Origin of the sequence: Mesorhizobium sp. L-2-11 (assembly GCF_016756595.1) — a bacterium.
In the GTDB taxonomy this organism is placed as follows: Bacteria; Pseudomonadota; Alphaproteobacteria; order Rhizobiales; family Rhizobiaceae; genus Mesorhizobium.
In genome coordinates, this window is the sequence record NZ_AP023257.1 from 6,100,868 (window position 1) to 6,113,337 (window position 12,470).

Consider the following 12,470-nt stretch of genomic DNA (forward strand, 5'->3'; position numbering starts at 1 on the left):
CGATCACCTATTGAATTATGAAGCCGCGACCGCGCTTGGCCCCGGGCGCGCCGGTGCGGGCAGCAGCGCGGCCTCGCGGCGGATCTGCCGGCGGATCGTCCAAAGCCGGCGCCATCCGGTCCGTGGGTGCGCTCATCTGGTTGGGGCTGGAGCCTGGTTTTACGATGTAAGGCGTAACCAGAATTATAAGTTCTGATTCTTCTTTTTGAAACGAGGAGGAACGAAACAGAGCGCCAAGAATCGGCATTTCGCCGAGCCAGGGAAACGCACTGACATTATTGTTCACGTTGCGCCTGATCAGACCGCCAATTGCAAAGCTCTGCCCACTGGCGAGTTCGACGACTGTGTCGGCTCGGCGCGTGGAAACTGCCGGCACGGAAATACCATTGATTTGAACGGCACCTTGGGACGATAGTTCACTGACCTCCGGCTTTACGTGAATGTTGATCCGGTTGTTGTTGAGAACGGTCGGCACGAATTCCAGGCTGACGCCGAAGTGACGGAATTCAACCGACACTTGCTTGTTTTCCTGCAGGACAGGAATGGGAAATTCGCCACCTGCGAGAAAGCTGGCAGTTTCACCGGACATCGCGGTGAGATTCGGCTCAGCCAACACGGAAGCTATGTGCTCCTTGGCGAGCGCGTCTAGAACCGCGCCGATGTTGACGGCACCGTTGTTGAATCCGATTCCTGCTGTGCCACCACCCTGCGCTGCACCAGAGCCAGTGCCTCCGCCGCTTAACAAGCCCACTCTGAAATTGTCGATTTGACCAAAGGCGGACAGGTTAACGCCGAGTGCCTTCATGGCGCTACGGGAGACCTCCGCTACGCGCACACTGAGATTAACTTGTAAGGACCCAGCGACCTTAATGTTGTTGACGACTTGCGCACCGTCCCCGAGATACTGCTCAGTGACCCTTTTTGCGGTGTCGGCGACCTCCGCATTGGGCGCTGTACCGCTAAGGATTGCGCCGCGCGGCGTATAGCTCACCTGGATTGAAGAGTCGCCAACCTGATCCATCAACATGGCGCGCAATTCCTCGATCGGTTGCGTAACGACAATTCGCAGCGCGGCGAGAGCCTCGCCCTTATCGTCCAAGGCGAACAGGCTGGTCCGCCCGGATTTCTTCCCGAAGACGAAGATCGTTGTATTTGAGGCTGCCTGATAATCAGCGATCGTCGGGTCAGCAACAAAGATGGTCGTGGCAGGCGCGGGCAAATGAACCGTCTTGCCGAGCGAAGAGGAAAGGTTCAGCGTGCCGTCGATGCTATTGGATGCGGCACGCGGCGCCCCTTGATCCTGCATGTTTTCGGCCGGGGCAGAAACTGGATATGCCAGAATGAGCGCACAGAGAAGGCGGCCCAAGTAAGGAGAAACAGTAGCAGGTCTCGGGCAAACGATGTGCGGGGGCCGCCGATCGGTGTCAGAATGAGTTGTAATGATTTTCAAGGCGGTCTTTTCTTTCAAATTCGGCCAACTATACGAATGTCGCGCTAGTCACATTCAAGAATGTAACCAATGCCACGCACCGTTTTTATCCGTGGCGTTGCGTTTGAACTGCTCAGATATCGACGTAAGCGATAGATTCCGACTTCAAGCGCGTTGGCCGATACTTCATCGTTGAACGAATAGAGGTGATCTTCCAACTGCGAACGCGGCACGATGCGGCCTGCACGGTTGAGCAGATGCTCTAAAATACATAATTCACGGCGTGCGACCGTCAGTGGATAACCAGCAACGGAAACCTGTCGGCCGATCGGATCGAAGTGGAGATTGCCAAATACAATGATCGGGGCAGTCATCTGAGTCGACCGCCGCAGAACGGCTCTCATTCTGGCAATGAGCTCATTAGTATACACTGGCTTGAGCAGAAAATCGTCCGCACCACCGTTGAAAATCGCAATTCGCTTCTCAAGATCGTCGACGTCACTCAAAATGAGAGCAGGAACTGAATGTCCCTCACCCCTTAGCTGCTTCAGCCAATCCAAGCCATCGCCATCCGGCAGAACCAGCTCCAGCAGGAGAATTTCGTAGCTGGCGCAAGAAAATGCACTCGATGCTTGTTCCAGTGTGGGAACAACATCAACGGCGAAACCGCTGTCGCCGAGTGCAACTCCCACCGCTCGCGTAAGATCCGCATGGTGGTCAACGAATAGCGTTCGCATTTCATCTCCTATTAATGGTAGGACAGGTCACCGAGACTGTTGAGACGGCGAAAGCAGAAGTCGCGCAACGCGTCGCAGTGTTCGTAATCCTCTTTGGGACGGCTAGTCGCAGGATCATGCGAGCCGTACGCCTGTAGTAGGCGAGGTAGAACCTGTGATGGGCTGAAGCGTCGTTTGGGCAGGCCAAGATGCCACTCCGCCTTCAATTCGTCTGCGCATCCTGCCGATGTGGCGGCCCCTGCATTCGCCAAGCGACATTGCCCTCCAGAGCCCATAATTCCATGACCCGTAGGGGTTAGCTTTCGACAAGCGACTTGAGCAAATCGATTGTTCGGATGTAAGCAATCCACATCCTGGATTGTCCGCATATTCACCCCCCAGATCGCACTGTGAGGCTGATGCTTGGTACCGACGCCTCCCTGGTTTCAGCCTCAAATCAGGTCCGCCTGACCATGAAGTGCAATCGTTGACCGCTTCTGCGACACCTGGGGCGATTGGCAACGCCGCCACGTGCCCCAATGTGCCACGAGATAACCGTCGTCCTCGGAGACGGTTCAGTCCGGCACCGGCTCGTAACCCAAGCCCCCAATCACACAGGTCAGTGTCGGATCGAACCAACCGTCGGTTTTCCCTGGCAATCAGGTGGAACGGCCTCAAGAGCAAGCTGACACGGTTTTTGGTCAGGTTCTCGACTCGGCCTGTTGTAAAGCTGCACGATACCGAGTAGGCACCGGCGTATTGCACGCCCATCCAGAACGTTGTGGATATTGCGGCGGTCGACAGGGCCAAGCCTATAGCGGCGGTTGGGTGGGCGGCCGAGAGCATCTCCCTTCTTGGCCATCAGGAGGTGACGGCCGAGTTGCTGACACTGGCCTCGATTCTTGACCACGAAATTGCAGCCGATTATCACCGCTCGGGATGATAGATGCTGGGGAATGATGCCGTCCGCGCACCGCCTCGTCGCGCACCAACTCGGGTGCGGCAAATAAGGGAGCGTCGCGCCGGCATTTCGGATTGGTGCAGACTCGTTGCCAAAAGTTTCCGATCAGTATCGGTTCCATTCTCCTCTCCGCAGAACACCTCGCGCTCCAGGGCGGCTCCGCCACATAATCTCGCTGAGAGACGCTCGCCTACTGGATGGCCGCAAGATGCGCTGGAAACCAAACGGCTCCCATCCGACATTATCTCGCCGCACCTAAACGTTGCCCAGGCTTGCCCGGCTGAATTGCGGCACTGATCGGCGCCCGTCTAGCATCAACCCTGTGGCGCGGCTTCATCTCGGCCGTGGTCGGGCTTGGGACAAATGCGATAGCGGTCATTCGCGCAGGTCGATGACGCCGAGTTCGTGCCACATCCACTCGGCGACCTTCTGACGGCCGCCGTTGATTTTGCGGCCGGACGTGGCGTTTGCTGCTCATGCCGACCAGTCAGCTGGTCAAGACTTTCGCGATGTCCATGGGTTGACAGACAATCTGCTCGCCGATTTCGGGCGGGTGTCTGAGGTAGGTTCCTCTGATCTTTGCCGGGACGTTCAGCTATCATATGCTCCACGGTGCCGATTTCAGTGAGCGGAGGCGCTGGAGATCACCAAGGGGTCTGCTGGATCAGCGTCTTTCCCGTTTCCGCACGCGGCCGAGTTGAACGGGGCCGTCATGGTACGACCCCGGATGAGGTCACGAGCTTGGATACCGCCCTGCCCCCACCGCAAACATAGGCGTGCAGCGCGGTCAGGCAAGCATTCGCGTTCTTGAGATCCCGCTCATGCTGCGGGGCAATCGTGAGATCGGCAAGTGTATAGATTGGATTCCGCACATGCATCAGGTCTGTGATGGTCTGGGCTTGGTCGGCGGTCTGCACCTTTGGGCCTCTGATGTTATCTCTCAGGTTCCGCCTGATCACGTCCTCGCTGGTATTGAGCCAGATCGAGACGGCTTTCTCCCCGACATAATGCCGGATCTCCTCGATCATGAACGCTTCACCGCCGGTTGCGAGCACCGCCGACCCCAGTTCGAGTGACTGCCTGATCTCATTCACCTCAAGATCTCTGAAATAGGCCTCCCCATCCTCAGCGACGATCTTAGCTACGGACTTGCCGGTCTTCGCCTCGATTTTTCTATCGGAATCGACGAACCTCATTCCTAGTCGTTTGGCGAGTGCACGGCCCAAACTGGATTTCCCTGCGCCTTTCACGCCGACGAGCACGATCGACCGCGCGCCCAACGCGCCAAGAATCTCTGTTGCGATCGGGGAGCGCTCCGTTCGTCTCGGCGGGGCGACTTGCAACCGACGACGTAGGCTGGCACCAACTGTGCTATCGGCGTGGGCTTCCCAGTGGGGGATCTCTATGGCCTCGTGAGGGATGATGACCTTGTTGCAGGCCTGTCGCACGCGCTCCAAGAGTTGCTCGGCTATAGACTGATCCAGTGGATCTTGGCTCTCTCGCTGCAGCTCCTGCAGCTTCTGCAGCTCCTTGTAGGTGTCGTGATTGTAAATCTTGGTCTTGTAGCTGTCTGCAGTGTGGAACTCCACCTCGAAGCGGTAGCCCCCCGGCGTGGCGAGCACGGTCTTGATGCCGACGAAGGTCGGCGATCGCGTCCTGAACCAGTTGGTCGTGCTGACCTCAGAATACCCGCTCTCGTCGAAGGCTATAATGGCTTTCTTGAAGGCACGGGTAAAATCTCTATCAGGGAGTTGGAAGCAGTGGCGTACAGCGTTGTTGATCAGCTGGGCGCCGGCTTCAAACGGGGCCTGTATCCCGGTGAGCTGGCCTGTCATCGAGCTTTCCGATCTCAAACGCTCAGCGAGATGGGGCATCTTCACGTTGATATCGGCTCTCCTGAGGGCTTCGGCAACCGAGATTACCATCGGGGTGATGTCCTTCTCTTCGGCTCGGGCGCGGCAAGCCTCCATTTGAGCTCGCTGTACGGCCAGCTCGGGAGTCAAGGTCATCGTCGTGGCTGAATCATCGGCAGAAGCCCCTCGAGCCGAGGGTTGAGGCAGAAAGCCTCGCTCGGCAGCAAGTTTGATCGAAGCTTGCATAACTGAAGCCGCCAGCGTCGGATTGTCCTGAAGATCCTGCAATGTGGCATCGACATCAAACCGACCCTGGTTGAGGGTAGCCGCAATGCTCTTGGTGTAGGGCACCGATTTCGAGCCTGGTGTTTGTTGCAGCAGGCGCCGAAGTTGCCTGCTCTTGAACATAAAGATGTGGGCCCCAGTGTCCGATTTATATGCGTCAGTTCCGACTTTGATACCGAGGCTCAGGAGATTCTTTGCACTCCGCACGAGGTCGTGTGGATTGTATCCATCCGGTCGCGGGGCAATGCGCGTAGGGTAACGGTCGACAAGAAGCTGGACGCGGTCGCGTGGCTGAGCCGTTGCCGAATAGATCTCCGCCAGCTCCGGGAACAGCTCGCAAAGCGGTTGGCTCATCGCGAGTGGTGCCTCGCTCAGGCTGACGACTGTTTCGGGCAGGAGTTGTTCGGGCAGAGCTTGCTCATCCAGCCTCGCGGCCCACGTCTCGAGCTCAGCGTGGAGCAACTCAGCAATCTCGCGCGCGACCGGATGGTCTGCCAGTTGGATGTCGTGCCGCGCCTTTTCAAGCGTCTCCTGGACGTTCTGAGCACTGACCTGTTCCTGCTCCAACACGCCTCGGATGTCTCGCTTGAGCTCTTGGTGAATGCCTTCGTACGTGCCGAAGATGGCACGCTCGGCAAACCACTGTCGGGCTTCATGGGATTGAGCGAGAAAGTCTCGCTGCAGACAAGTATAGATTTCCAGAACATTGCGCGTGGCGGCGAGGATCTGGCTGGCGCGCCCGAACTTGTAGCGACCATCCTCAATCGCCGGCGTGTGCGACTTTGGCGGCTTGAGCGAGCGCAATCCGCGAGCTTGCTCCTCTTGATCGAATTGCCTGACATGCTCGTAAAGCTGTGGCCGGTCGCCGACGATGACGAGGCTGTCTCCGTCGAAGTCGCCGTCAAGTTTCTTCTGTTCACCAGTTGGGACGGCAACCAACGAGCCCGGGGCAAACACCTCGGTCGCCTGCAGGATGCCGAGGCAGTCGACCGTCGTGTCCACCTTGACGCGGTCCTTGCTCGTGGTCCAGCTCGCATGGCATTTGACGTCCTCGGCAGACATGATTAGCACACGGTCGGCGTAGGCGGCCGGCCACATCTTATCCGGTACAACGATCAGGATGCCTTTGGCAAAGAAAGTCGGATCGTCGGCGGCCAGTTCCCTCCCCGACTTCTGGGCGACATTGAAGCTGTATTGAATGGCCGTGCAGTTATCGAGAAATACAGCGGTCGGATCGCCGTCGACGGCCAACTTGACCCGCTCGGCGGCAAACGGGCGCAGGTTCGGCTTATCGTAGGGCGAGCGCCCGACCAGCACGCCGCTCGTCCCCGTCAATGTTTCGCTCTTCAGCGTCGGCACATGGAGACACTCATCGTTGGAGGGTACGGCAACCGCGCCGGGACCATCGATGTGTCCGGCCGTCACCGTTCTAAACAGCTCTTCGGTGGTCAACGTTGGCTCTTGTTGGCTCTCGAGCCAGGCCGTGGCCTTTTCACGGACCTCATCCGCCACTTGGTCGCAGCGCGGATAGTGTTGCAGCGCCGAGACTGGCAGGGATGATTTCCTTCCCTCACCAAAGGCAGACATCTGATCAGGACCCTGCTCGCCGGCGCGACATACAGCTGGCATAAGGTTGGCTAGCGAGGCCCTGATGAAACCGCAGCCGTCATGCGGTCGCAATGCAATGGGACCGTCCGGCCCCCTCAGCTTGAAGGGATGCTCCTGGTTGGCGGGACGGTCCGGCAGCAGCGACAGTTTGAAGGCGCCTTCCAGCGCGTAGTCGTGAACTCCCAGGCCCTTGATCGCCGGTGGCGCCGCAAAACCCCTGCGCTGGGTATAATAATAGGCCTCCTTGAAAGGGGCCCAAGTCCGAGACAGCTGCTCGAAGGCGGTGCCCGGTGCGGTATCGACATACGGAATCGCCAGCAGCTTTCCCCCGGAAAGCTTAGCTAGCTCGCCTGGAGCACGGGCCGCAATCTGAGACACGGTCAATCGCGGCGGCTTTAACTTGCTGCCTCCGAACAGGTCCATGCGGTATGGCACACCGTTGACGTTCACCGTACGCGCCAGCATGAAGGCGCTCGGCGTTCCTGGCATCTGGACCGCAACGACTGGCAAAGCCCCGGCAGTCAGGCGCTGAAATATCGAATACCGTCTCTCCGGCTCGGTGGCCACCGGCCGTCCCTGCATGTCAACTACCGGCAACTGCATCAGTCCTGCGTCACCCTGCGGCGGTCTTGGCTCGTGATCCATGGTTCGCAGGACCTGATACACGTCGAAGACCGATGCTGGATGTTGCCCCTGGATCGTCGCCGCATCCTGCTCTATGAAAAAGTCCAGCGCATCCACTGGATTCTCCGCCTCGATCTGCGCGATCAGGTTCCAGCTCATGCTGGAAAGGTCGCTTTCAATGAGGCCGCGCGTGCTGTCCAGGATCTCCTTCGTCTTGCGCTCCAGCGCTTGCTGCCTCACCCGCAAGTCGGACCTCTTGCCCTCGACATACGGTGACCTGAATAGTCTCTCCAGGACCGCACGGGCCTTAAGCGTCTGATAGATCGATAAAGCGGGGCGGCGGCTGGCAAGCGGTCCACGGGTCCGCTCGGCATCGCTTGCGTTCAGATGCGCCTCGATCTTCTGCTCGAGCACGGATTGGAGGTCGTTGAGCAGATTGAGGGCCTGCGTGCGGTGCGAGCGCAGCGGCCTCTGTGGGCTGCGAGCCAGCGGCAGCAGAGATGCACACAGATTAGCCATGGTTTCCAGATCGTTGTGGGTCGTAAAATCAGGGGCTTGACGCAATTCCGAGAGGCGGTTCAAGCCTGTCGGTGCGAGCAAACCGAGATCATCAGACAGCCGAGCCTTACCAAGTGCCTTGAAAACGGTTGTGATGTCTAGAACGTCAGCCTGCGCCAGGCGATCATCATCATAGTGCAGGTAATGAGCGAGCTTGTGCAAGCGATCCTTCGGCAGAGCCGCGTCCGTAATATCCCCAGTGTCTTCTGCCTTCATGATCATTCGCGACAAAGCATTGGCGAGAATACTTAGCTGAGCTGTCGTGAACACACCGAATCGTAGCTCTCGAGCACCCAATCTGCGCGCGATGTCCATCGTGGACTGCTGGCACGCCGACTCTTCCGGCCACTTGGTGAAGCCGTTCATCAAGGTCGCCACTCCCTGCGGAGCGAAATCGGAGAGCTGGCGCTGACGGGCTTCCCCGGCGATTGCGATCGCGGCTCTGCGACAGTCCTCCCCGACCGGCCACTTGCTGAAACCGTTCACCAGATTAGATAGGTGCTGGTGACTAAACTCACAGAGTCGGGCGCCGCGGCGAATGACCTCACCGGCGATGGCGATCGCGGCGTCGCGACAGTCCGCCCCGTCCGGCCACTTGCTGAAACCGTTCACCAGATTAGCTAGGTGCTGGTGAGTAAAGTCACGGAGTCGGGTGCCTCGGCGAAGGACCTCGCTGGCTATAGCGATTGTGGCTTGCTGAGTCGACGCCGCTTCCGGCCACTTGCCGAATCCGTTCACCAGGTTCGCCAGGTCCTGGTCATTGAAATCAGAGAGCCCGAACTCGCCGCGCCCGGCGCGGCGGGTGACCTCCCCGGCGATGGCGACTGTTGCCTGGCGAGACGCCGCCTCTTCCGGCCACTTGCTAAAACCGTTCACCAATGTCGCAAGTGCCTGCTGAGTAAGATGAGAGAACTGGTCATCGCGTTGAAAGACCTCGCTGGCGATCGCCAGTGTTGCATCGCGACAGTCCGCCTGTTGTGGCCACTTACTGAAACCGTTCACCAAGTTTGCCAAGTGCTGATGACTGAAAGCAGAGAGTTGGGCGCGGCGGCGGATGACCTCACTGGCGATCGCGACTGTGGCGTGATGATAGTCGGCATCGTCCGGGCATTTGCCGAACCCGTTCACTAGGTTAGCCAGCTCCTGCGGAGTAAAATGAGACAGCCCTTGCTCGCCGGCGCGGCGAGAGACTTCTGTGGCGATATTGGCTGTGGCTTGGCGGTAGACCGCCCCTTCCGGCCATTTGCTGAAACCTTGCACCAGGTTCGCTAAGTCCTGATGATTAAAATCAGAGAGCCCGAACCTGCCGCGGGCGGCGCGGCGACCTACCTCATCGGCAATCGCTCCGGTGACTTGGCGACACCGCTCCTCTATCGGCCACTTACTGAAACCGTTCACAAGGGTCGCCATGTGCTGGGGATTAAGATCAGCGACGCCGGCACGCCGGTTACGACCAAGGACCTCACCGGCCATCGCACTGGCGGCTTCGCGGGACGCCTGCTCTTCCGGCCATTTGCTGAAACCTTGCACCAGGTTCGCCAGTTCCTGGTGGGTGAATTCGGAGAGCCGGGCACGGCGGTCGCGGCGCAGGACCTCGCCCGCGATCGCAACTGTGGCTTGGCAACAGACCTCCTCTTGGGCACACTTTCCGAAACCGTTCACTAGGTTGGCCAAGTCCTGGTGATTAAAAGTTGAGAGCCCGAGGTTACGGCGGCGAAGGACTTCACCGGCAATCGTTCCGGTGGCTTGGCGGGACCACTCCTTTTCCGGCCACTTGCTGAAACCGTTCACCAGATTAGCCAGGTGCTGCTCCCTAAAATCAGAGAGCCCGAAACGGCGGTCCTCGCGACGACGGACCTCACTGGCGACGGCTTCCGTACCGTCACGAGTTTCCGACCGCTGCGGCCACTTGCTGAAACCGTTCACCAGCAACGACAGACTTTGACTTTGCAGTACGCCAAGTGTCCTGCCCTCATCGCGGCAAAATTCGGCGATTCTGATCGTTCCATTTCGGCATGTTCTCGACTGCGGATGCCGACCAAACGATGCCGAAAAGAGCGAAAAGGCTTTGGGGTCTACTTCGCACATTAACGCACTAGGAAGCTGCGACACCCGAGCTGCCATCGCCTTGCAAGCTTCCACACCTTCCTGACCTCCAGCCTCACGACTCACCGTATTGCATGCGGTGGCGTAGCCCCATGATTGCCCGCGGCGGATATTGTCCTCGAAGCATGTGACAAATTGAGCTTTGAACTGGGCGGCGGCCTTTTGCAGGAAGGCTGCATGGACCTCGTCGCCCGCCCCTTGCAGCCGTCTGTCATGCTCCACCACTGCACGCGAGAACCCCTCAATGTCACGGGCAAAACAAATGGCGTGTAGTGCGTTGTTAGATTGTTCTTCTGAGATTGCACTTTGCACGCTCTGCGCGGCGACATCGTCCAGGCGCCGCCTTTTTGGTCTGCGATCCAGGCCCGACACGGGCTGCCTGCGCGAGGAAGGACCACTTTGTTGTGAACTCCTGGACTGATCGGCATTGCGGACTTCTGCACCGGAACGCGACGAACTTTCTTGCCGATTTGTCGCTCCCAGATGCGGCAAGTCGCGAAAAACGGGCTGGCCGTCACACCTATTGACGGAGGGATCGCCGGACGTGCGGCGCCGGACATCGCTGGCCGAAGGTGGCCTTTCAGCTGAGGATGCCCCTAACTCTCGATCTTCAGAGCGCAAGCCCTGAACGACAGAACTGAAGGTCGAGCCTTTTTGACCACCGCCATGATCCGATTCAGCCCGGTGCGTGCCTGATCCGCTAGGCGCATTCAAACGCCGGTCAACTCCCGTCATAATCCGTCTCCAGGCGAGAAATGCGCGCCGATTACAATGCGTGGCGCACACGGCGCCCTCCACAACCCGCAAAGCGCGGATCTGCCCAACCTGCGCGCTCTGGGATCGAACATATCCCCTTCACCTGACGTGACTCTGACCTGGGTCTATCTGGAGTCGCATTGCGTTCACCTATTCCGCCAGACGTCCGGGAGCTGCCCCTATCTCGGGCCAGCTGCGGCGGTGAGCGAGATCGCTGTGGACAAGCCTCGGCGAAGCCACGCTGATGATGCGTGACGATGAATATGCTCTGACGAGGCAAAGACGAAGGTTGGCAGAGCCGTGCCGCTTGGCTTTGAAGAGTGAGGCGACAGATGCTAAGGCTTTTGCTGCGATTGCCCGCCAGTGGCGCGTGAACTTGCCGCTGGCGGTACCGCCGGGACTTCTCGTGATGGCGAAGCTATTCTCGCTCGGAAGGGCGCCGGTGTAGAATATTCTTCCGCAGCAACGGCGTCGCGCTACCGGCCCAGGCCCTCAGCCGACACGCCGTATACGTTGATGCAGACCAGCCGCCATCAGAAATAAACCTCTTGCCGACGGGCGGGCATACGTCTTGAACGTGACGCCGCGCTTGTCGAGGAACATCCACACCGTTGAAGGAACAACCCGCACGCCGTGCCCGGACGCCAGTCTCTCGGCGATCTCGGCAAGCGTGATGTCCGGCGTCTCCTCAATCAGGCCAAGAATGAAGCGTTCGTGCGGGTCGAGCTTCGAGCCAGATGGCTGGCCCTGCTTGCGTGCGACCGCCTCGCCGCGACAAGCGCTGATCGCGAGAGCTGCTCTGGTCGCCGTCAACCGCGGCCAGGAAAATTTCTGAGTCGGCCTTGCAAATCCCGGCGATCGGGGACGAGGTCGTTGAGATCTGCTATGTGTTGCCCGTCCGTCTTCACCAATCGTTCAATAAGGGCCCGGGTGCCGTCCACGACGAAAACGCCACAATCAAATTTGTTCTCCTGCTGACGTATGCTCGCTTGTTGCAGGTTGGCGCCCAACCGCGTTGCGAGCATCGCAGCTTGGCGGTCGTTGCCTCCCTCGTAGGAGTCGTAGTGATAGGCAACCGGGCTTTGCCGGTTGCGGCGATCAACGAGCAGCAGCGACCGATGGGTGCCGCGGGCCATACGATCGGCACGGCTAGCATCACTCACTGGCAGAAACAGGAAGTGGCGGTGTCATTACGATTGGGATCTTGGACGATGCGCCGAAATGCGCGCTGCGCCTCGCTCACTTCGCCCAGGCGCAGATGATAATGGGCTATGAGGGGATCGACAAGCCGCGTCCGAGCAGCGAGATTTGGATCGCGCGCCTGCAACTGCTCTCCCAGGAGCTCGTAATCCCTTTGGATGTGCTGATCGCCCAGGAATTCCCTGGCGCCGAGCGTCCGCCCGCTCGGGTCGGAGGACGAGACTTTCAACGCCCCGATCTGATCAGCGGAGAATGTGCTCGGAAGCGCGGGCGCATAATGAGCATGCAGCTTCGGGGTGGATGGCACCGGATAGCCAACACTCGCGGTGCTCCAGCCGGCAGGTACCTGTGCTCCGGCCTCCAGACGCGGCGGC

Annotated in this window: 6 protein-coding genes; all 6 read right to left on the reverse strand. The window is 59.2% G+C overall.

Annotated elements, in window-relative coordinates; all coding sequences use genetic code 11:
• Positions 1–7 precede the first annotated feature (7 nt).
• The gene (locus JG739_RS29060) at positions 8–1,366 is read right to left on the reverse strand and encodes a type II and III secretion system protein family protein (protein WP_446720577.1); all 1,359 of its coding nucleotides are present in this window, start codon (positions 1,364–1,366) and stop codon (positions 8–10) included.
• A gap of 128 nt (positions 1,367–1,494) precedes the next feature.
• Complete coding sequence (locus JG739_RS29065; RefSeq protein WP_010913962.1) at positions 1,495–2,166, reverse strand: winged helix-turn-helix domain-containing protein; 672 nt, start codon at positions 2,164–2,166, stop codon at positions 1,495–1,497.
• 1,650 nt (positions 2,167–3,816) lie between these two features.
• Entirely contained in the window at positions 3,817–10,875 is a 7,059-nt protein-coding gene (gene xopAD, locus JG739_RS29070) for a XopAD/skwp family type III secretion system effector (RefSeq protein ID WP_244749619.1), read from the reverse strand.
• A 513-nt stretch (positions 10,876–11,388) separates the two neighbouring features.
• A complete protein-coding gene (locus JG739_RS29075; RefSeq protein ID WP_096453910.1) occupies positions 11,389–11,709 on the reverse strand; it encodes a helix-turn-helix domain-containing protein in 321 nt (106 codons plus the stop codon).
• Positions 11,706–12,032 (reverse strand): hypothetical protein, encoded by a 327-nt coding sequence (locus tag JG739_RS29080; protein ID WP_202364453.1) that lies wholly within the window; start codon positions 12,030–12,032, stop codon positions 11,706–11,708. The genes JG739_RS29075 and JG739_RS29080 overlap by 4 nt, the downstream gene beginning before the upstream one ends.
• Positions 12,033–12,055: 23 nt before the next feature.
• A complete protein-coding gene (locus JG739_RS29085) occupies positions 12,056–12,403 on the reverse strand; it encodes a hypothetical protein (protein WP_010913959.1) in 348 nt (115 codons plus the stop codon).
• Positions 12,404–12,470 lie beyond the last annotated feature (67 nt).

Excerpts from the sequence above, each read along its gene's own strand:
- JG739_RS29065 (WP_010913962.1), bottom strand. The coding sequence starts at position 2,166 with ATGCGAACGCTATTCGTTGACCACCATGCGGATCTTACGCGAGCGGTG.
- xopAD (WP_244749619.1), bottom strand. The coding sequence starts at position 10,875 with ATGACGGGAGTTGACCGGCGTTTGAATGCGCCTAGCGGATCAGGCACG.
- JG739_RS29080 (WP_202364453.1), bottom strand. The coding sequence starts at position 12,032 with ATGGCCCGCGGCACCCATCGGTCGCTGCTGCTCGTTGATCGCCGCAAC.